We start from the raw sequence: 22,115 nt of genomic DNA, 5'->3' as shown, positions 1-22,115 counted from the left end.
TTAACCCTGTATTTTTCATACAATTCCTTCCCCCATCGATAGGAATTAACTGTTCACTATTAACAAAAGTAAACGGAAGACGGTAAGACGTCATACCACTTATAAATCGCATACTATCAATAATTTCTACTTATAAGCAAGCAATATAACGATGCTTAACTGTCAACAATTTTTGCAGGAGGAATTTGTCAGTAGAGGGATTTTTTGTACAATAAACAAGCTATTTATCAGCTTATGTAGGCTACAGGCCATCAATACTGTACAAGTTTTAATCAGATGTGTTTTGTGTGTTTTCGATGTAATAACAGGAAGAGCAGGATATCTGCCCTTCCTTTTGAATCACTTAACTGTCTTTGCCAAGTAAGGTTTTAGCAATTACTTGAAGAAACTCTTAATCGTCAACTGGAGCTTATTTACTGTCTCTAGCGAGTTTAGAACCTCTATCTCTGGTACCGATTGATTCCATTGGATGGCTACAATCGTTATCAGTGCTCCCATACCGATATAAAGGCATGCTTTGCTCAACCATTGAGTGCTTTTTTTGTTGTAAACCATAATCTTTCTCCTTTCTCGTGCGTGATGAGCTCTTAGAGAGCCTCATCACGGTAACGTCGAATCATAATCGCGCCGATGACAAATACTGCACCAACGACAATCCCTAACCATAAATCCATATCCATCAGATGCTTGCTGAAACTTAAGGGGATCCAGTCCTCGCCAATAAAGTCAGAAGCATCACTTTCCAGTACATCACTAAAGTCGCCTGCAATATTCGCCACTGGCGTCACATAAGCGGCCCAGATCATGCCGATGCGTTCACCTATATAAGAAGCTACATGCCATGTGTTAGTGACGATACTTTCCGCAATAATCACCAGCACTACTGGTACTGTAGAAACCAGGAATGGCACCTTTTTAGTCCAGCTTGATACCAGCAATAAGTAGCCAATAATTGGCGCAGCCCAAAGCGTTGCTACATAGAAGGCCTGCAGCTGGTAAAAGGCAATCACAAACAGGTTAGATGGCTGCCATATATTGTTCCAGGCGCTGGCATCTGATATCCAGGCAAAAATGGTGGCTAATATCATGATTGCCAGAGTCGTTGCCTGCAGTATGACCCAGAAGAACAGAGGGGCTACCACCATCGCAGTTACCACTTTCGACAGGACAGTCATGGTGTCCGAAATGGGCATCGACTTCCAAAACAGAATGCTGCGATCTTTACGGTCATCGTATAGCGCACCCAGGCAATAGAAGAAACCAACAATCGCCAGTACAAAGCCGAAGCTGAAGATGCCGCTATACATGCCCATCTGTACACCAATAGCCTTAGTACGCGAATCAACGCTGACGTCATACAGCTTGAACAGGCTAGTTAGATCATGACTGCCAACGCCATTAATTTGCACATTGCTGGTGCTGAATACAAAGACTCCAAGGAAGACCCCGAACACTGCAATACCGCCAATAATCAATGGCACCCACTGCAACCCTGTTTTATTTTCCCAGTATTCTCTTTTCAATAAGGTTAGAAACGTTTTCATGCGGCCTCTCCTTTCATTTTGGCAACAAACAGATCGGCTACGCTGGGCTTGCGAACCTTACCTAATTCTTGAAGTTGCTCCTTAGCGATACCGCTGAACAGACAAACCTTCTGTCCGAAAACTTCCCTGACATTCAGTGGCTTCATCGCTAAGGCAGCTTCCTCAAACTCCTTCTCAACCATTACTTCAAAATACGAGTCCGCAATCGCATCCATTGTGTCATCCAACACAATCTTTCCATCCTGGATAAAGATCAGATCACTTAAGATGTGCTCAATTTCTTCAACCTGATGCGTGGTTATTATTATGGTTCGATTATCGTCAAAATAATCATTCAGCAGTTGCTCGTAAAATGATTTGCGGAACAGGATATCCAGTCCTAATGTTGGCTCGTCCAGAATCAACAAGTCCGCATCAATCGCCATGATTAAGGCCAGGTGCAGTTGCACCACCATTCCTTTGGATAGGGCCTTAACCCGGCTATTCCTTTTTATTTTTGTTTGTTCCAAGTACTTCTCACACAGCTCACGACTAAAGCGAGGATGTACCCCCTCTACAAAGTCGATTGCCTGACTTACTTTAATCCAGCGAGGTAACACGGCCACATCGGCAATAAAACAGACACGTTTCATCAATTCATCGCGCTGTTTATGCGGATCCAGGCCGAAAATGTTTAAGTCGCCTTCAAAGGGCGTTAAGCCCAACAGTGATTTTAGTAATGTTGTTTTTCCCGCACCATTCGGACCAATCAAGCCCAAAATACGTCCTGACTCCAGCTCAAAGCTGACATTATCCAGCGCCTTGAAGCTGCCATAGTTCTTATTCAATCCCTTTGCTTCAATGATATTACTCATGATTGCTCTCCTCAGCTTTTGCGCGATTGAAGAGTTCATCCAATGAAATCTGCAAACGTTCAATTTTCTTTAACAAAGCAGGCCACTCCACAGTCAAAAACTGTTCACGCTCCTGTTTCAATAATTTTTCTTTCGCACCTTCTGTTACGAACATGCCTAATCCCCTACGTTTTTCTGCTAGTTCACTTTCCACCAATAATTGATAGGCCTTGGACACGGTAATCGGATTCAGCTGATATTCCGCTGAAATGTTCCGTACCGAGGGCAAGGCATCGCCTTCCTGCAAGCTTCCATCAAGGATCATATTGAGCACCTTATCGCGGAGTTGCAGGTAAATCGGCTGTGTGTCATCCCAATGTATTTGCATATTTAGCTACCTGTTGGCAGTTACTTCCTGTTGTTTCGACTGTAAAGTCATCAAAATCAACATCTTAGCTTAACAAGACAACTAAGCTTACGTGCAGTGTCTTGCTGACATGGTGTTATACTAAAATATAACACCAACCCTGTAAAACACTTTTTGCAAATTTTTTATAAAAAGCCTGTAACAAAGTGTGTCGCAAATAGCTATATTAAAAATATCTAATGAAGTGGCCGGCAAAGGCTAGTAAACTCTTGGCTTATGTTTTTCAGTTAATTATCAACGTGCAAAACACAAAATTATTCCCTCTGACTCCAGCTAATATTGTCCTGCTTGTGCTCAGCCTGGCTTGCATATTCAGCTTATTACCCGCCAGCTATGCCTTGGCAGCGGGCCTGATCTGGGGCTGGTTTTTTGCGGATCAGCAATCCTTGCCGCTTTCCAGCTGGGCCAGCCTGCTGCTAAAAATAGCCATTGTATTACTCGGTTTCAGCCTGCCATTGGCTGAATTATGGGGAACCGCAAGGGACAGTTTCGTGTTAACAATCAGTGTTATCGCTGGGGCCTTGATTCTGGGACTGTTAATTGCCCGGCTGTTTAAGCTCGATAATCAACAAGGCTGGCTGATCAGCTCTGGTACTGCGATCTGTGGCGGTAGCGCCATCGCTGCGGTGGGTTCATCGATCAAGGCCAACAGCCATAATATGGTCATCTCACTGGCTATTGTCTTTATTCTAAACGCCGTCGCCCTATTTGTTTTTCCTGCTATTGGTCACTGGCTCGAATTATCGCAAAACCAATTTGGCTTATGGGCAGCGCTGGGCATTCACGACACCAGCAGTGTTGTCGGTGCTGCGGCGGTTTATGGCGAGGAAGCCTTAGAAGTAGCAACCACCACTAAGTTGTCACGCGCCTTATGGATCATTCCTTTGGCAATTGTTGCGTCAATCTCACAGCATTCGGGCAAGATAAAATTCAGCCTGCCGCTGTTTATCGTATTCTTCCTGTTGGCCAGCGCTGTCAGTAGCTTTCTATTAAGCCCAGAGCTTATGGCGCAAGTAGGCACTTACATCAAACCTGCATCGAAGAACCTGTTCGCGCTCAGCCTATTGTGGATGGGGACCAGCCTGAATCGAGTCGCCATCAAATCGATCCCGCTCCGCTCCATGCTACTGGGCATCATTCTTTGGCTTGCGGTATCCATCAGCTCACTGTACGTTGTCATGCATTGGTACGCTTAACTAAAACTTAAACAATAGAAATTACTATGTTTGCACTGCAATTTGATCAGCTGGATCGTCAGGCCGAGCTGAGAACCAACCCCAATCAACTGCGCGACCTGGCCCAACAGGACAGCAGTTTTATTGTGCCAGTTCATCGTCAGCAATTGTTCACTCAGGGCGATAATTTGCTATGGCTGAGTTGGAGTCAGTTACAAAACCAGGTCGGCACGATTGAGGATAAACACCTGATCTACCTTGGGCAGATCAATCTCGAGACTGGTACTAAGCATTATTTTAGCTACCGATTAACACAGCCAGATGACTTAATACAACAAGCAGAAAATGCCGAGCTACAAGGTCTGCGACAGCTGTTTCCAGTGTTGTCTGAAGCAGACTCTTACCTTGCCAATGTAGCGACAGGCATTGAGCACTGGCACAACACCCACCAATATTGTGGCTATTGTGGTCATGCCACCTATTCCAAACTGGCTGGCTTTGTTCGCCAATGCAGCAACTCTGACTGCTCAAAAGAGCATTATCCTCGGACTGATGCTGCAGTAATATGCGCTATCACCTTTGAGGATAAGATTTTATTGGGACGTCAGGCTCAGTGGCCGGAACATCGCTATTCGGTAATTGCCGGATTTGTCGAGCCCGGAGAGAGCCTGGAACAGGCAGTGGCTCGCGAGGCTAATGAAGAAGCAGGACTAACGGTTAGCAATATTCAATATGTTGGTTCTCAACCCTGGCCCTTCCCTCAATCCTTAATGACCGGCTTTACCGCTGAATCATCACATCCCGAAATCAAGCTAAAAGATAAGGAGCTCGAACACGCAGCCTGGTTTACCCGCTCCGAAATCAATGAGTTAAAGGAGTCTGGTCAGTTGATCTTACCTTATAAATACTCCATCTCCAGAACACTGATTGAGCAATGGCGAAAACACTAAGTGTTTGATAATGGGTTATTTAACTGTTTTGGCTTCTGATTTTCCGTTTAATTTTCAAACAATTATTGACGATTTACCCTTTCTCAAGTACAAATAGTAGCAATCCTTATAACTCTTTTTCATAAAGAAGGGTTAACAGGAGATACAGGATGTTTAGGAAACCGCTGATTCTTTAGCTCAAAACAAAGACTCAGCAAGATTTAGGAAACAAGGAGTTCTTATGTCTAAGATCACGATCCTCGCTGGTGACTTCCCAAGCGGCAATGGTCACTTTTCATTTCGTAATTTCACCCTCCCCGGCGATAGCAACCATTACCTTTGCGAAACCGTCAATATTAACCAGCTGGAATCTTTCAACCGAATAAACAAAGAAATGGTCTCAATGTTAGGCGTTGGCGAGCGCACTATGCGTATGCTGGATGATCTGACTCAGGATCAGGTCTTGTTTATGGCTCGTCTTAAAGACAAAAGACGATTTGTCGGCCTAGCCGATAAGCGCACCTTTGACAAGATGAATATGGCGAGACGAATTGAAGGCAACAGAAGCGAAGCTTTAAGCAAAGCTCCTTCAGCAGCTTAATCAGCAATCAGGCTCGATCCCAGGGAAAGGCAATAACGTCCTGAATATTGTTGGTCTTTAGCTGAATCATCAACAGGCGATCGAGCCCTAAAGCAACCCCGGAACACTCGGGAAGCCCATGTTCCAGCGCACTAATCAAGCGCTGGTCAATGGATATTTCTGGCAGATTATTCTCTTTGCGCCATTGATTATCCGCCTCAAATCGCGCTTGCTGCTGCCTGCTGTCAGCCAGCTCGTAAAAGCCATTTGCCAGCTCGATGCCTTCAATATACACCTCAAAACGATGCGCTACCCGAGAGTCAACTTCCGAAATACGTGCCAAAGCTGCCTGGCTGGCAGGATAGTCGTAGATAAAACAGACTGAATCATTCCTCCCAAGCTGCGGTTCAATCTTATCCTCGAACAGCAAACTCAGGTAATCATCACGCTCCAAATCTTCAGGCAGCAGCCCCAGATTTGAGCGGGCAAATTGCTCGAGCGCTTCGTCAGTAATGGATAATGGATCGATATCAAGGAACTCGATAAAAGTCTGCTGGTAGCTCAGAGCCAGTCGTTGCTTTGGCCCAAGTACCTTAGTCACCAACTCATAGACTTCATCCATCAACTGCCAATGGTCAAAACCCAAACGATACCACTCCAACATAGTAAACTCAGGGTTGTGCCTGCTCCCCACCTCATCCTGCCTAAAAGCTTTACAAATCTGATAAATAGAGCCATATCCTGCTGCCAACAAACGCTTCATGGCATATTCAGGCGAGGTTTGCAGGAAAGCTATAGCAGATGATTGCCCCAGAGCAGTGATACCGACATCAGCCGTAATAGAGCGCATATAACGATCAGTCACTCCATGATGCGATAAAGCAGGCGTATCCACTTCAAGCACTTCACGCTCGGCAAAAAAACCACGGATTGTTGATAACAACTGTGCTCGGGCTTTGAGGTTTTGTAGTGGAGCTGAAGGTTTCCAGTGGGTCATAGGGTTATATGATGGTATGGTTTTGGTCTAATCATTCCTGGTAAAAGGGACATTCATTTACTTTTTGAACTTGCCTTCTGTTTGTGTTTCGCCCCTCGGCGAGATCCTTTTCTTTGCTTGTCCAAAGAAAAGGAACCAAAAGAAACGACACCCCGATATTGAGGCCACGCTTCGCGTGACTCCCTGCGCCACTCCCAAAATAATTGACGCACCAGAATTTACATCACATCCTTGTGCTGAAAATTCTTATCAAAATCATCCACGATTTTGATTGCTATATTTTGTACGTGTCTTAGCTCAATATAAGGGGATTATTGGTGCTAAATTCAAACTTTCTAACTAAATTCAACCACTAACTAGCGGAGATAAAATTTGTTTAGACGCGACGGAGAATCATTATTTTGCGGAGTTTACAGCCTGTAAATGAGCAAAAAATAATGATTCTCCAACAAAGTATTAACGAATTTTAGCCCGCTAGGCGCGTGAAACGTAATCGCCAGTTCTAGTATCGATCTTTAATTTGTCACCAATATTCACAAACAAAGGCACTTTGACCACTGCGCCTGTGTGCATGGTTGCTGGCTTTGAGCCGCCGCTTGAGGTGTCGCCACGCAGGCCCGGGTCTGTGTCGGTTACTTCGAGTACTACGAAGTTTGGTGGTGTGACGTCGATTGGATTACCGTTCCATAAGGTGATCAGGCATTTGTCCTGCTCGATCAGGTAGACGGCTTTGTCGCCTACGGCATTTTTATCAGCGGATACCTGTTCGAAAGTGTTTGGATCCATGAAGTACCAGAATTCGCCATCGTTGTAGAGGTATTCCATATCGGTGTCCATGACATCGGCAGTCTCGATGCTTTCACCCGATTTAAAAGTTTTTTCGACGGTGCGACCGGTTAGCAAGTATAATACTTTGGTTTTACTGAAGGCCTGGCCTTTACCGGGACGAACGAACTGGTTGTCGACCACCGTACAAGGTTCGCCGTCTAGCATAATTTTTGTACCATTACGTAAGTCGTTAGTGGTAATTGTTCCCATGTGTTCCTCTGGATTTCAATTAGGTTTATGATTCAAAACTTGCAGATTCTACCGCGAAATGATTCATATTGGCAGGAGCGAGAGTGGAAAAAGTTGCTCGCAGGAGCAATTTCTTCACCTTTTGAGCTCTTGTCACGGTTAGATCTGTCAGTTGATAGCCTGCCCTATTCCATTCTGCCTGAGCATCGCTTTGTTCAGAAGGTTCCTGCACCTTTCGTTGATCGTATGCAAAAGGGCAATCCTGACGACCCGCTTTTGCGCCAGGTACTGGCGGTAAGCGATGAAAATCAACAGGTTGCGGGCTTTGTCTCCGATCCTCTACAGGAGCAGGAGTCTGAAATTCCAGGACTTCTACACAAATATAAGTCGCGGGTGCTGGTCATGCTATCTACCGCCTGCGCCATTAATTGCCGCTATTGTTTTCGGCGTGAGTTTCCTTATCAGGAGCACCAGACCGGGCGTGAGGGCTGGTCAGCAATTTTTGGCTATCTGCGCGAGCACCCCGAGATCAATGAAGTCATATTAAGTGGTGGCGATCCTCTGGCTGTCAATGACTCCTATCTGAGAGACTTCATTAAACAACTTGAATCAGTCCCATCTATCGTTCGTTTACGGATTCATACCCGCTTGCCGGTGGTCATTCCACAACGGGTGAGCCAGGGCTTGATTGAGGCACTTACTCAAAGCCGTCTGCAAACCGTCATGGTGTTACACATTAATCACCCACAAGAGATAGACGAACTGTTTGCAAAAGCGATGGCTCGTCTGCACAACGCCGGAGTAACCCTGCTTAACCAAAGCGTACTTTTAAAAGGTGTTAACGACAGTAGCTCTATTTTAGCTGAACTTAGTGAAAAATTGTTCAGCTGCCATGTGTTACCCTACTATCTCCATCAGCTGGATAAAGTCAGTGGAGCGCACCATTTTGAAGTAGCGGATTGCCGCGCAATAGAGATCATGCGTGAACTCAATGCTCTGGTGGCTGGATTCCTGGTGCCCAAGCTGGTTCGAGAGGTAGCCGGAGAACACAGCAAAACACCGCTTGATCTGCGTTTTTAGCTTTAAATAATCAAGGACTTAGTCATAAATAAAACTGGCGCTCAATGCACCTATTCGCTAATATAAAAGCTATCACTTCGAAAGATAATAAAAGCTAATTTGCCTATATCAGGCTAAGGAGAAAGGAGTGGCCTTAACTCAAGGACAATTGGGGCTCACAGTTCGAGTCAGAAATGAGACCATGGTGGCGGATATTCCAGCCAGCGTGAAGGCGGCAGAACATTGGCTGGACAATCTGCCGATTGCGGATATGGGTGAAACCGCTTCAAAGGTATTTCATTATCTGTACGATCTTAACCAGTCGCCATTAGCTCCTAAAGAGCGCCTGCAAATCCTCGAAGCCATTGTGCCCACCTGTGAAACTCTGATCGATTCCTTATCCGAGATCTATGTCCACAGCCCACTCAAATACTCACAAAAATTACAGTCTGCTTCTGAGTTAGTGCATGCTCTCGCATCAGAATTAGTTTTTGGTTTTAACGCCGTGATTGAGGACATCAATCAAAACCCGCAATTTCTGGAAAAATACAACAAGACGATATTACCCGCAGCTTGCGCAAATGCGCTGCATTACCTTGGTGAAATCCAGCTGCAGCGCTACCAGCTTTATAAGTCTGTGGGCGGTAAAATCTGGCGTCAGCAAAATATTATCTTTAAGTTAGCTACCGCCAATGATTTCCTTGAACACAAACTCAAAAAGTCTTCGACTCCACTAGTTAGTGTTAAAAAGCAGCTGCTCATCAATTTGACCCTATCTATCTGTAACCCATATCAAATGAAACATGGTGAAGCGAGCGCGGTCTATGACTCTCTGAAAGTTCTAGCTAATTACATTGAGCTAGTACCAGGCACCAATAGCAATACCCTGTTTGCCTATTTACCGGAAACTGAAATTCCACCGCAGCCAGCCAATGCCATTGAAAGTGAATCGCAGAAAAAATATGGCATTGATTTGACTCAGGCCATCGGCATGCTTGAAAACAGCATGATGGAAAAAAGAAACGGCTTCCTGTCACGCTTCAAGAAATCCCCAGAAATCACTCTGGACGAGGACTTAAAAGCGCAGGTTCTGGAAAGCTGGAACACGGTCAAAACAAGAAACTTTATTCGCATCAACTCGAATGAAAGCACTCAGGTTGCGGTTGGTCTAGCCGGCTCTCACCATTTTCTGGTAGAGCGTGGCGGCAAAGCGCTCCACGATCGCTTCTTTGGAACAACAAAAAAAACAAGGGCATTTCAGGTTGAATCCCTGCAACTTGAACAGGAGGAAAGCCAGCATGGCTTCGTCTGGAAACAGTCTCGTCCAAGAGGTATGGATATTCAGGACAAACGCAAAACTGAAGATGCCTTTGCTTCAATTTATAAGCCGCGGACTTTTGATCAACGTAAGCTGGAAAAAGAAAATCATCCCTACAAGGAATTAAAAACACGGGCTAAATTTGAATGGATTAATGGTGTGGTTAAGGATGTCAGCCCTGCAGGCTTTTGTGTAGCATTTGAAAAAGCACCTTCACAATATGCAGAAACCAATGAGCTGGTGACAGTAAAGAACTTCAAAAATGGTCAGGAAATGTACAACCTGGGGCTGATTCGCTGGAATCGCTGGCAAGGTCATGATGTGTTTCTAATCGGGGTTGAGCTTATTTCCCCGGAAGCCACTCCGGTTCGAGCAACTCTGGATTGGGATTACGCCAAACCAGCCTATCACCATAATGGCCTGCTGCTTCCTGAAATGCCTAATGCTGGCGTTGACTCCAGTCTCATATTGCCACCTTTAGGCTATCGTTCAGGTCAAACAGTCGCTATCATGACTCCCGATGAAGAGTACAAGGTAGAACTAACACGTAAAGTGATTGAAACAGATAATTTTATTCAGTTTCACTATCGACAAAAACTTTAATTGCAAAACATTCCAAAATTAATATTTATGGGGACTTGGGTATCAATCCAGGTTAATGTTAAATTTGTGGGGCAGTTAAATCATTTTCTAAAAAAAGCGGATACCATAAGGAATCCTCAAGGTAACTCGATTTGTGATGAAAAAACAGAGCAATAATTCACCAATAAACACCCTGATTTTCTCAAGTTCGGCCAATGAGAGCGAACAGCTTGCTAGCCACCTGAAAAATCAAGGCCTTCCAATTCGCCACCAAGTGGTGGCCAACAGCGAACAGCTCAAAGCCGCCATTGATGAAAAACAGTGGCAGCAGGCGTTGTTCCTCGATGAGCTTGATAACTTACCAATACAACAGGCATTGACCTTGTTAAAAAGCCAAAAGCAATCGGTTCCGGCAATCCTGTTAAGCAGTAATTATTCTGAGGATCAGCGCTTTGACGCTATCGCAAAAGGTGTAAAAGACTGCATTCCCAACAGTGCCAAAGATTTACTGACCCTTATTATCAAGCGCGAGCAACAGCTAGTGAATGCTGAAGCACAGGTTGCCACTGCCACCAAAATGGTGTCGGAAACCTCCAAGCGAAATCAGTTGTTACTTGAGAGCTCTAAAGATGCCATCGCCTATATTCATGATGGTATGCACATTTATACCAACCCCACTTACCTGGATCGCTTCGGTTATGAAGAAGATGACATCATCGTCATGACAATCATGGATTTGATCGACTCGGAAGATACCGACAAAATCAAAACTCTGCTAAAAGAGCAGGCGAAGAGTGGCGAGGAAGTCAAACAGGTTCTAAAAGGTAAAAATGCCAATGGTGAAATTTTCGAAGCCGAGTTTATCGTTTCTTCAGCAATCTATGATGACGAGCCTTGCGTTCAACTGGTCGTTCGCGAAGTCAGCGACCAAACAGAATTACTGAAAAAATTAAAAGAAGTCAGTGAAATTGATCAAGTGACAGGTATCTTTAATCGTCCGGCATTTATGGACAGACTGAAGAATATCACTGAAAAATCACGCGACAGCAAAACAGATACCGTTCTTTACCTGGTTGAAATTGATAAGTTCTCCAAGTACCGCTCCGAGTTTGGCATAGCAGCATGCGATGATCTGTTAAAGGATATTGCTGACTGGATGAAAGCTCACGTCAGTGATAAAGCCATAATAGCACGAATCAGTGATACCAGCTTTGGTATTATCCTATCCGAAAAAGGTCTCGCCCCCAGTGAGCTACCTAAGAAATTACTTTCTGAAATTGGCTCTCATCTGTTTGAAGTTTCTGAACAGACTCTACACCTTACTTTCAGCATTGGCGGTGTTACCTGCCAAGACAATGATCTTGAGCCGGACAAACTGGTACTACATGCAACTGCAGTGAGTCATAAAGTTCAGGATGCAGGTGGCAATGGTTTTGAATTGTTTAACCCATCCATTGATAGTCTCTTAAGCGAAGAAGAAAAAGTGCTTTATGATGAGTTTGTACAGGCCAGAGACGAAGGTCATATGACTCTCTTCTATCAGCCAATGATGAGCTTGCAGGGTAGCCCTGATCAGCAATACATCTGTTACTTCCGTTATAAAATGCAGGATGGTAAATGGGGGCTAGGCAAAAATATCTTCCCAATTTTTGAAAAAGTTGGTATTGACGCCGATATTGACAAGATTACCTTTACCCATAGCTTAAAAATGCTAGCCAAAGAAAAAGCTGCGGGCAAACCAACCAAATTATTCCTGACCCTGCACCCAAACACCTTGCTGCGAGAAGATGCTAGCCGTTGGGTTCGTCAGAGTATCGCAAAAGCCGGTATTGATAGTAATAGCCTGATATTGACTCTGAAAAGTCACTTCGCGGCAACCTATCTCAAAAAAGCGATAGAGTTAAAAGATGTATTTAACAAAGACGGGATTAAGTTCTGCTTATCAGGCGTACAGGCCAACGAACTGGAACTGATTCAGTCCATTCGACCCAACTATGTTGCCTTTGATGGCCGCATGATTGAGGTACTGAAAGAGCAAGGCACCGACAAAATAGTCCCATTAATCCAAGCGGCCCATAATGTCGAAGCCAAGGCCATTATCACTAACCTGGAAGAAGCCTCGTCACTAGCACAAATCTGGCCTCTCGGCGTGGACTTTGTAACCGGTAACTATATTTCAAAACCTATGTCCAAGCTCAGCTATGACTTTGCTGATAATGACTTCTAGATGAGCACTTAGCCTTGTCCCTGCTGCTTCTCGATTAGAGGCAGCAGTTCAACCAAAGAGTCCAGATAACCAACATTCAAAACGCAATCAGCCGACTTTCCTAAAGTCGGCTTTGCTTTAAAGGCCACCCCAATTCCGGACTGCTGCAGCATCTTCAGATCATTGGCACCATCACCAACCGCAATACATTGCTGCTCAGTTACCCCCGCGTCCAATGCCCATTCTTTCAAACTGGCCGCTTTGACGTCTGCATTAACAATTGGATACTCGACCTGTCCCGTTAACAACCCCTTTGACTCAATCAGGCGGTTTGCCCGAATACGGCTAAATGGCAAACGTTGGGATAGCTCGTCCGCAAAAGGCATAAAGCCTCCTGAAGCAATAGCAATCTCACCACCCCGGTGCACAAAAAAATGGCAAAATAATTCAACTCCAGTATTAAAAACTAGCTGCTCCTTAACCACATTAATCGCCTCCAAGGGCAGACCTTTTAGCTGCTTTACCCTATGCTCCAGACTTTGATTAAAGTCCAGCTCACCGCGCATCGCAGCTTCGGTAATTTGTGCCACTTGCTGCCCAACACCAGCCTGAACAGCTAACTCATCAATCACTTCGATCGGGATCAAAGTTGAATCCATATCGAACACAGCCAGCTTAAAAGGACCATAGCTGCGCCCCTGAGATAACAGACAGTAATCAAAGCCATGACTCTTACTTTGCTCATAAAGGGCGGACTTTAGCGCGCTCTCATCAGCGCCAGTAATGCTATACACTTTAATACCTGAATGAACTTGGGGCTGCTCTTCGATGGAGTCAGATAAGTTTTCCAGAGTCGAGAAGTTAAGTTTAGATTCAGCATCACGCTGATTAAATAAGTATAAAAAGTAATCGGCCATGGTTAAGTCAGTCGACGCCACTGTTGTGTGGTTCTATTCATCAGAACAAACTATGGTATATTAACCCTAAATAAAAGCCCATTTTAATTTATAGAAAGGGATAGCAATATTAAATCATCACTCTTTAAAAGCGCTAACACCAAGGCGCTCATTTTTTCTGCGCTAGTACTGGCCCTTGCCAGTAGTTTGCTACAGCTTTGGCTAACCAAACAGCAACAGCTTCAGCAGCAAAATTACATCAATAGTTATACCGAAATGCTGACGACCGCCTCGGCAAGTCAGCTTGGTAGCTTTATCTATACGCAAGATGAAGACTCTATCGAAGCAGTGGCCAAGGGCCTCTATGAAAACGACAGTGTCTTTAAAGTCGCCATCTATAAGCGTGATGGTACAGAAATGGTCAAGCTGGAAGCAGATGAGCTACCGGCAGATCTTCGTTCGGTGGTTGCCGACATCTATTTTCAGGAAAAGAAAAACGGTTACTTAACCATTTACTTCAGCCCAAATGCCCAGGCATCACTAATATCCCAAGTTGTTTCAGAGCCAACCATGATATGGATTATCAGCGGTTTTAGCTGGGGACTTTTGCTTTTTATCATTTCCTTTAGAAACATTAGAGCCTGGTGGAAAAACCGTCAGCCAAAAACAGCCGAGATTAGAAACGGGCAGGATTCACCTAATCAAAATCAGCTCCTGCGCCAGCTACTGAAACACAGTAACGGCAAAAAGAATCACCCAGGAGCAAATGCCAATTTATTGGTCATCAAAGCAAACTGGCAAAGGCTCAATGAACAAAATACTCATCGACTGCTAACCATGTTTAATCGTTGGTTACCCAAAAACGGTATCTATTTTTTAAGCTTTAAACAATCATTATTAGTACTGGGCAAGGAGTCCACGCTAATTGAGCCAAATTTATTGACTCAATTGCAGGTTCTGCTTAAAGCCATGAAACGACTCAAACTGGAACCAAGCATACTGGTTCATAACCTTGAATTTGATCGTGAAATCTATCAGACATTTTTTGATGTGATTGAACCGGGGATCTGGCTCGAATCTGATATAAGGCATGCTTCACTCATTGATGGCGAAGAGCGTATCGAGCTTGATATTGAAGCTGTTGGTGAAGTCGAGTTAACAAAAGTACCAGATGTTGAGGCATCTCAGCGCAATGGTATTGAGCGCCAGGTGCGCTTCCTGCTTGGAGAATAACCAGTCAACCATTCACAAACAAAAGGCCATCACATGATGACCTTTTTAGTTTTAAGATTTAACAAGATAACATCTTAATCTTTGGACTCTACCTCAATCCTATCCACTCGCTGGAATCCTCTTGGCAACTTGTGGCCACGACGCCCTCGCTCACCACGATAATGCTCCAGATCCTTAGCCTTTAATGTCAGATGTCGCTTGCCTGAGTGAATGACCAAGTTATCTTCTTCGCTGATGGCAGCAACCGCAACCATAAACTCTTCGCGTAGCTTCAACTTGGCGGTTGGGATACTGATAATTTTATTACCTTTACCCTTTGCCAGTTCAGGCAAATCAGCTAGCGGGAATACCAGCATGCGGCCTTCATTAGAGACAGCCACACAGAATTGGTTGGCAGGGTCTGTGACGCTGGAAGGCTTCACTACTTTGGAGCCTGATGGCAGGTTAAGGAAAGCCTTACCATTACGGGTCTTGGTCACAAGGTCACTAAACTTAGCCACAAAGCCATAGCCAGCATCGGTTGCAAACAGGAACTTGTCATCATCTTCACCCATAAGAGTAGCCATAAACTCAGCACCTGCAATTGGGTTAACACGGCCGGTTACCGGCTCACCCAGGCCTCGCGCTGATGGCAAGGTATTCGCCAACAAGGAGAAGGTTCGCCCAGTGGAATCCAGAAAAACAGCGTACTGGTTACTCTTACCCTTTGCTGAATCCAGGTACTTGTCTCCCGATCGGTAATTCATACCTACAGCATCCACATCATGCCCTTTGGCACAACGCACCCAGCCCTTTTCTGAAAGGATGACGGTCACTGGCTCAGTAGGCAACAACTCGGTTTCAGACAAGGCCTTAGCTTCTTTGCGTTCAACAATCGGTGATCGACGCTCGTCGCCAAACTGCTCAATGACTTCTTCAATTTCTTTCTTGATCAGGGTCTTCATGCGCTGCTTGGAGCCAAGCGTCAACTGTAACCAGTCAGCTTCGTCTTCAAGTTCGGCCTGCTCGCCCTTAATTTTCATTTCCTCAAGTTTTGCCAAATGACGCAATTTCAGCTCAAGGATGGCTTCCGCCTGACGGTCCGATAAATCAAAACGCTCCATCAGTTTTGGCTTTGGCTTATCTTCAGTACGAATGATGTGAATCACTTCGTCAATATTCAAATAAGCAATCAACAAGCCGTCCAGAATATGCAGGCGGTCCATAACCTTATCAAGTCGATGCTGCAAACGTCTGCGTACAGTTTCATGACGGAACTCAAGCCATTCTTTAAGCATCACACGTAGGTTTTTAACCTGCGGACGGCCATCGATACCAATCATGTTCATGTTAACCCGATAGGTACGCTCAAGATCCGTAGTAGCAAACAGATGACGCATCAGCTCTTCCACATCAACACGATTGGAACGTGGCTCAATGACCAGGCGCGTCGGGTTTTCATGATCCGACTCATCACGAAGGTCGCTGACCATAGGCAATTTCTTAGCCTGCATCTGAGCTGCAATCTGCTCCAGTACTTTGGCACCTGAAACCTGATGTGGCAGAGCGGTAATGACGATGTCGCCCTCTTCTTTCTCATAACGGGCGCGCATGCGAATTGAACCACGACCTTTTTCGTAAACCTCAAGAATTTCACTTCTTGGTGTAATAATTTCAGCGTCGGTTGGGAAATCTGGGCCTTGTATAAATTCCAGTAAATCCTCAACCTCGGATTTAGGGTTTTCCAGCAGATGGATACAGGCTTTACCAACTTCTGAAAGATTATGTGGAGGAATGTCCGTTGCCATGCCCACTGCAATACCTGTCGTGCCATTAAGCAGCAGATTAGGAATACGCGCCGGCAAAACTTCTGGCTCATCCATGGTGCCATCAAAGTTTGGAATCCAATTAACCGTACCTTGCCCTAATTCACTGAGCAATACTTCAGCATAAGCCGCCAGACGCGATTCAGTGTAACGCATGGCTGCAAATGATTTCGGATCATCCGGAGCACCCCAGTTACCCTGACCGTCCACCAATGGGTAACGATAGGAAAACGGTTGCGCCATCAACACCATGGCTTCATAACAGGCTGAATCACCATGCGGGTGAAACTTACCCAGCACATCACCAACCGTACGCGCTGATTTCTTATATTTAGCGGTAGCTTTTAAGCCAAGCTCACTCATGGCATAAACAATGCGTCTCTGCACCGGTTTCAAGCCATCGCCAATATGTGGCAAGGCACGATCCATGATCACATACATGGAGTAGTTCAAATAAGCCTGTTCGGTAAACTCCGCCAGCGACTTTTTTTCAATACCTTCGTAATTCATTTCTTCCACGATAGTTCACTTCTCGTTTTAAATTTCTGCTTTATTGCCTTTCTGCTCTAACCAGTCTTTTCGATCAGATGCGCGCTTTTTCGACAACAGCATGTCCATAATTTGCTCGGCCTGCCCTTCGCCATCGAGGGTTAGCTGTACCAATCGTCTTGTTTCACGGGCCATGGTCGTCTCACGCAACTGCTTAGGGTTCATTTCACCCAGACCTTTAAAGCGCTGCACTTGAATCTTGCCACGCTTATTTTCAGCTTTGATTCGATCCAACAAGCCCTGTTTTTCATCTTCATCCAGCGCGTAAAACACCTCTTTACCGACATCGATTCGATACAGGGGTGGCATAGCAACAAACACATGCCCAGCGCGAACCAGTGGTCTGAAATGACGAACGAACAAAGCACACAGTAACGTAGCAATGTGCAGACCATCCGAATCAGCATCCGCTAAAATACAGATTTTGCCGTACCTCAGTTTGCTCAGGTCATCGGAATTGGGGTCAAGGCCAATGGCGACTGAAATATCATGCACTTCCTGTGAAGCCAGGATCTGGTTGGAATCCACTTCCCAGGTATTCAGAATTTTACCGCGCAACGGCATGATCGCCTGATACTCTTTATCGCGCGCCTGCTTGGCTGAGCCACCCGCAGAATCACCCTCAACCAGAAACAGTTCACTGCTCATTGAATCAGTTCCGGCACAGTCTGCCAGTTTGCCCGGCAATGCAGGGCCCTGCGTCACTTTCTTTCGTACTACTTTCTTGCTGGCACGCATCCGCTTATGAGCATTACTGATAGCACGTTCAGCCAGTGCGTCACCAATCACCGGATTTTGATTGAGCCATAAACTAAAGGCATCTTTTACCACGCCAGCAACAAATGTCGCACACTGACGTGATGACAGGCGCTCTTTGGTCTGGCCCGAGAATTGAGGATCATCAAGTTTGACTGACAGGACATAACTGATTCGGTCCCAGACATCTTCCGCACTGAGTTTTACACCACGCGGTAGCAAGTTACGGAACTCACAAAATTCGCGCATGGCTTCTAATAAACCATTACGCAACCCATTCACATGGGTACCACCCTGCGGCGTTGGAATCAGGTTAACATAGCTCTCGGCAAGACACTCGCCACCTTCTGGTAACCACATAAAGGCCCAGTCAACTGCTTCGGCTTCACCCTGCAGGGAACCTGTAAAGGGCTCATCTGGCAATTTCTCAAATCCACCAGCCTGCTCTAACAGATAAGCAGTCAGACCATCTTCATAGAGCCATTCATCCTGCTCACCCGCAACCTTGTTATCAAAGATGACCTTTAGGCCAGGACAAAGAATGGCTTTAGCTTTGAGCAGGTGTTTAAGGCGTGAAACGGAAAATTTTTCACTATCGAAATATTGGCTATCGGGCCAGAACTTGACGCTGGTTCCGGTATTTCGCTTGCCAACTTCACCCACCACTTCAAGATCTTTAACTTTAAAACCATCTTCAAAGGCCATGAAGTACTGTTTACTGTCGCGCTTCACCGTAACTTCAACGCGTTTCGACAGGGCGTTAACGACTGAAATACCGACGCCGTGAAGACCACCTGAAAATTGATAGTTTTTATTGGAGAACTTGCCACCGGCATGTAACTTGCTCATGATCAGCTCGACGCCAGGAATGCCCTCTTCAGGGTGGATATCAACCGGCATACCACGCCCATCATCTTCTACTTCGAGCGCTCCATCTTTATATAAAGTCACCTTGATGGTTTTTGCATGGCCTGCTAATGCTTCGTCCACACTGTTATCGATCACCTCTTGTCCAAGGTGGTTCGGACGGCTGGTGTCGGTATACATACCGGGACGTTTTTTAACTGGATCAAGACCGCTGAGAACCTCAATGGATTCAGCTGTATATTGGTTATTCGCCATAAGTAAATTATTGATTTTGTGTTAGGAGAGTCAAATTGACTCAATATATTGTTATTCGGCTCTTATCCTATAAAGGCCGATCAGCAAGTGCAAGTAAAATTATTGACGGATTCGTGCGCTTTTCGAGAGAGCTCTTTAAGGCACTGATTAATAGCCAGAAATGGCAAAATTCACTTTGGGTAAATAATGATCAACACGGTAATTGTGCTTTTTTATCGAGCCATCCGCCTGACATTGATAAACCGCATAGCCGGGGGTTTCCGAACTGGCGGCAAAATCGGCTGAGTGGCGCTTGAACTGAACGCAGGTTGATGGCACCGAACAATAGAGCGCATTATCAATCTTATGCTCTGAGAATTGATGAACATGACCAAAGCCACACAGTTTGACCTGAGGGTGCTGAGTGACCAGCTCCAACAAGTCATCTTTATTGCGGATACCAATTTGATCCAGCCAATCGCAACCTACCGGGATCGGATGATGGTGCATATACAGCATGGTTGGCAGGTCAGAATTATCTTCAAGACACTTTTGCAACCAGTCCAATTCATTTTTACTGACCCTACCATGAACTTCACCTTCAATATGACTGGTCACCATCAGAATTTGCCAATGGTCAGTAATAATTTGCTTTTGAGTAAACAGAGGTGCCTTGGATAGATGGCTGGTGAGGTATTCAACTTCATCATGATTACCGGCAAGCGTGAAAACTGGTTTGCCGAATTGAGCCATCTGCTCAGCAAAGAATTGATAGGAGGCTTGCGAGTAGTCCTGCGAAATGTCGCCTGTAACGATAATGATATCGGGATCGATAGCCTTTGCACGAACATCATCGAGCACTGCGCAGAAGCTTTCCTGTGTGTTAACCCCTAACAGACTTCCTTTATCATCAGCAAACAAATGCGGATCTGAAAGGTGTAACACGGTCATTTCAGGTCGCCCGATAAATAGGCGTTTGCAGTCATAAGTCAAATCAATCTCCTATTTTGTTATAGTCATTATCGCTTATAAGTTATTGCAAAAACGCTAAGTGGGTCGTATTCGCAGTGTGAGATTGACCAAATTGTAGACAAAAGTTAAGCCATTCACCGAGAAAACGGTTCAGTTGAAGCTTTTCATCGGGCTGCTTCATCTCAGTATTTGGGTATTGATAGACGGGTGGCAACATACCTTCGTTAAGACCTGATAAGACTTCCGCCATCTGCGCATCGTGATACAGACGAACCAGAAACTCGCGATTGACCGCTGAAGCATAGGGAGCCTTGGCGTTACAAAACTGCCGCAATCGGTAGGTCACGGTATAGCGGCTGGTCTGTTCAAGAGTAATAACAACATCGGGCTGCTTATCAACACTCAACAAAACAGCATCAGATTCATGACTCAATGATTTGCCAGCACTACCGAGCAGTTTATTCAACTTCAGGTAATTGCTGGCACACAAAGCCATAAACTCTTTCAAGTCTGGTACATACTTTCTTGCTGAGCGCATAAGCACCTATTCAATAATGAGTAATCTGTCCGTGATACTACTTTCTTTGATACTAGTTTCCTTGGGACTACTTTCCTTGAGAACAGTTATCAGCAAGATCCAGTTGCTGCTCATTCAATAAAAACCACTGGATGGCAATCAGGGCCATAGCATTACTAATACCGCCATTAGCCAGAAGTTGCAACATTTCTTGTCGCGTGACGGCTAACACCTTGATATCTTCATGCTCATCATCCAAACCGGCATAGTCTACCAAGTTTGAGCTATCAACCAAACCCAGGAACAGATCGACATATTCTGTGGTGCCACCAGGACTGACCCAGTAACCGGGCATTTCAAACAACTTATTGATGGTGCAGTGCGATTCTTCCAGGGCTTCACGGTGAGCCACCTCATGCGGATCCTCACCTTTTTCAACCATACCAGCGACAATTTCCAGCAGCCAGGGTGAATGCTTATCTTTCAGAGCTCCGGGGCGGCACTGCTCAATCATGACAAAGCGATCAAGTTTCGGATCATAAAGCAAAACCCCGACCGCATTACCACGCTCGAAGATTTCACGCTCAATAACTGGACTCCAGCCACCCTGATATTGCTTGTGGCGGTAGCGGTATTTCTCCATACGGAAAAAACCTTCAAATAGCGGCTCATGACCAAGCACTTCTACATCATTCGGACCAAATTGTTTCTTCAAGAATATCACCTTATATTCACAGCAAGTTTACTTTACTGATGTCTTTGCAAACAAAGCGAGCTCTGTACCGATTTAGGCTATCCTGCCACAGGCCTGACAGGATGTTAACACTTCATAATCTGTTACACTTACTGTATTGTTTGAAATACCAATAATTACTATGCTTTAGCCAACCAAGAGAGGTATCCATGGAACAGCCAGTGTTTGATCTGGAGCAGGCTCGACTCAATATGGTTGAACAGCAAATTCGCCCATGGAATGTGCTGGATAATCAACTCCTGGATCTGATCTCGGGCTTGCCCCGCGACAGATTTGTACCGGAAGAGTATCGCACACTAGCCTATGCAGATACGCAAATTCCGATTGGCCATAGCCAGTGCATGATGCCACCTCGCGAAGAGGCCCGTATGCTTCAGGCTCTACGCATTCAGCCAAGTGATAATGTACTGGAAGTTGGTACTGGCACAGGCTACTGCACAGCACTGATGGCACAGCTTGCACGCAAAGTATACAGCGTTGATATCATTGGCGAGTTTGTCGAGCAGGCCAGGGAACGTACTCAAGAGCTTGGGCTGGACAACATAGAGTTTGAAGAAGGCGATGCCGCCACTGGCTGGCCTCACTATAAGCCTTATGATGTTATCGCCATAACAGGAAGCTTTTATAAATTACCTAAAGCTTTCAAGCGTCATTTACCCATTGGCGGTCGCCTGTTCTGTATCGTTGGTCAGGAACCTGCGATGAAAGCCAAACTGATCACCCGTACCGGTGATGACCAGTGGCACGAAGAAGTTTTATTTGAAACCGTTTTGCCCTATTTAATTAACGCAAAACGTGCTGAACAATTTGAATTTTAGAAGTTATAACCCTTAGCAAAAATAACGATTGCTGAATACAACCATTT

Annotated in this window: 19 protein-coding genes; 8 read left to right on the top strand and 11 right to left on the bottom strand. The window is 45.2% G+C overall.

The features are described 5' to 3' along the window. Positions 1-587: 587 nt before the first annotated feature. Genes HUJ19_RS03995 through HUJ19_RS03985 form a run of 3 tightly spaced genes read right to left on the bottom strand, consistent with a single transcriptional unit; the run spans position 588 to position 2,765 of the window. Entirely contained in the window at positions 588-1,544 is a 957-nt protein-coding gene (locus HUJ19_RS03995; protein ID WP_290622377.1) for a hypothetical protein, read from the bottom strand. After that, the gene (locus tag HUJ19_RS03990) at positions 1,541-2,398 is read right to left on the bottom strand and encodes an ABC transporter ATP-binding protein (RefSeq protein WP_290622376.1); all 858 of its coding nucleotides are present in this window, start codon (positions 2,396-2,398) and stop codon (positions 1,541-1,543) included. Before HUJ19_RS03990 ends, HUJ19_RS03995 begins: the two co-directional genes overlap by 4 nt. Continuing rightward, positions 2,391-2,765, bottom strand: coding sequence for a GntR family transcriptional regulator (locus HUJ19_RS03985; RefSeq protein WP_290622375.1), 375 nt, complete (start codon positions 2,763-2,765; stop codon positions 2,391-2,393). The genes HUJ19_RS03990 and HUJ19_RS03985 overlap by 8 nt, the downstream gene beginning before the upstream one ends. 278 nt (positions 2,766-3,043) lie before the next feature. Between HUJ19_RS03985 and HUJ19_RS03980 the strand changes: the two genes are divergently transcribed. The 3 genes from HUJ19_RS03980 (at position 3,044) to HUJ19_RS03970 (ending at position 5,509) form a co-directional block, all read left to right on the top strand. Next, positions 3,044-4,000 (top strand): putative sulfate exporter family transporter, encoded by a 957-nt coding sequence (locus HUJ19_RS03980; protein WP_290622374.1) that lies wholly within the window; start codon positions 3,044-3,046, stop codon positions 3,998-4,000. A gap of 26 nt (positions 4,001-4,026) precedes the next feature. Continuing rightward, positions 4,027-4,929, top strand: a complete 903-nt coding sequence (gene nudC / locus HUJ19_RS03975) for an NAD(+) diphosphatase (RefSeq protein ID WP_290622373.1) — start codon at positions 4,027-4,029, stop codon at positions 4,927-4,929. Positions 4,930-5,149: 220 nt separating this feature from the next. Continuing rightward, complete coding sequence (locus HUJ19_RS03970; RefSeq protein ID WP_290622372.1) at positions 5,150-5,509, top strand: hypothetical protein; 360 nt, start codon at positions 5,150-5,152, stop codon at positions 5,507-5,509. Positions 5,510-5,516: 7 nt separating this feature from the next. Here the strand turns inward: HUJ19_RS03970 and epmA are convergent, their stop codons facing one another. Continuing rightward, entirely contained in the window at positions 5,517-6,485 is a 969-nt protein-coding gene (epmA, locus tag HUJ19_RS03965; protein WP_290622371.1) for an EF-P lysine aminoacylase EpmA, read from the bottom strand. 474 nt (positions 6,486-6,959) lie between these two features. Then, positions 6,960-7,523 carry an elongation factor P gene (gene efp / locus HUJ19_RS03960; protein ID WP_018624253.1) on the bottom strand — a complete coding sequence of 188 codons (564 nt, stop codon included), beginning with the start codon at positions 7,521-7,523 and terminating at the stop codon, positions 6,960-6,962. A 27-nt stretch (positions 7,524-7,550) separates the two neighbouring features. Between efp and epmB the strand changes: the two genes are divergently transcribed. The 3 genes from epmB to HUJ19_RS03945 all read left to right on the top strand — a co-directional run bounded on the left by epmB (position 7,551) and on the right by HUJ19_RS03945 (position 12,688). Then, a complete protein-coding gene (epmB, locus tag HUJ19_RS03955) occupies positions 7,551-8,582 on the top strand; it encodes an EF-P beta-lysylation protein EpmB (protein WP_290622370.1) in 1,032 nt (343 codons plus the stop codon). Between the two features lie 127 nt (positions 8,583-8,709). Further along, positions 8,710-10,482, top strand: a complete 1,773-nt coding sequence (locus HUJ19_RS03950) for a hypothetical protein (protein ID WP_290622369.1) — start codon at positions 8,710-8,712, stop codon at positions 10,480-10,482. Between the two features lie 136 nt (positions 10,483-10,618). Then, a complete protein-coding gene (locus tag HUJ19_RS03945; RefSeq protein ID WP_290622381.1) occupies positions 10,619-12,688 on the top strand; it encodes an EAL domain-containing protein in 2,070 nt (689 codons plus the stop codon). An 8-nt stretch (positions 12,689-12,696) separates the two neighbouring features. Here the strand turns inward: HUJ19_RS03945 and serB are convergent, their stop codons facing one another. After that, positions 12,697-13,605: a phosphoserine phosphatase SerB gene (gene serB / locus HUJ19_RS03940; protein WP_290622368.1), complete on the bottom strand. Its 909-nt coding sequence runs from the start codon at positions 13,603-13,605 to the stop codon at positions 12,697-12,699. Positions 13,606-13,770: 165 nt separating this feature from the next. On the opposite strand from serB, the gene HUJ19_RS03935 reads away from it, so the two are divergent. Then, complete coding sequence (locus HUJ19_RS03935; protein WP_290622367.1) at positions 13,771-14,796, top strand: hypothetical protein; 1,026 nt, start codon at positions 13,771-13,773, stop codon at positions 14,794-14,796. A 74-nt stretch (positions 14,797-14,870) separates the two neighbouring features. Here the strand turns inward: HUJ19_RS03935 and parC are convergent, their stop codons facing one another. The 5 genes from parC to HUJ19_RS03910 form a co-directional block, all read right to left on the bottom strand. Continuing rightward, positions 14,871-17,111, bottom strand: a complete 2,241-nt coding sequence (gene parC, locus HUJ19_RS03930) for a DNA topoisomerase IV subunit A (protein WP_290622380.1) — start codon at positions 17,109-17,111, stop codon at positions 14,871-14,873. Between the two features lie 27 nt (positions 17,112-17,138). After that, positions 17,139-19,028, bottom strand: coding sequence for a DNA topoisomerase IV subunit B (gene parE, locus HUJ19_RS03925; RefSeq protein ID WP_290622366.1), 1,890 nt, complete (start codon positions 19,026-19,028; stop codon positions 17,139-17,141). A gap of 147 nt (positions 19,029-19,175) precedes the next feature. Then, complete coding sequence (gene cpdA, locus HUJ19_RS03920; protein ID WP_290622365.1) at positions 19,176-19,958, bottom strand: 3',5'-cyclic-AMP phosphodiesterase; 783 nt, start codon at positions 19,956-19,958, stop codon at positions 19,176-19,178. 82 nt (positions 19,959-20,040) lie between these two features. Continuing rightward, positions 20,041-20,517 carry a DUF1249 domain-containing protein gene (locus HUJ19_RS03915; RefSeq protein ID WP_290622364.1) on the bottom strand — a complete coding sequence of 159 codons (477 nt, stop codon included), beginning with the start codon at positions 20,515-20,517 and terminating at the stop codon, positions 20,041-20,043. Positions 20,518-20,584: 67 nt separating this feature from the next. Continuing rightward, positions 20,585-21,220, bottom strand: a complete 636-nt coding sequence (locus tag HUJ19_RS03910) for an NUDIX domain-containing protein (RefSeq protein WP_367273962.1) — start codon at positions 21,218-21,220, stop codon at positions 20,585-20,587. Positions 21,221-21,399: 179 nt separating this feature from the next. Between HUJ19_RS03910 and HUJ19_RS03905 the strand changes: the two genes are divergently transcribed. Next, positions 21,400-22,068 (top strand): protein-L-isoaspartate O-methyltransferase, encoded by a 669-nt coding sequence (locus HUJ19_RS03905; RefSeq protein ID WP_290622362.1) that lies wholly within the window; start codon positions 21,400-21,402, stop codon positions 22,066-22,068. Positions 22,069-22,115: the final 47 nt, after the last annotated feature.

It is taken from the genome of Kangiella sp. (assembly GCF_014762745.1).
Taxonomy (GTDB): Bacteria; Pseudomonadota; Gammaproteobacteria; order Enterobacterales; family Kangiellaceae; genus Kangiella.
This window is presented reverse-complemented; position numbering and strand designations above follow the sequence as displayed.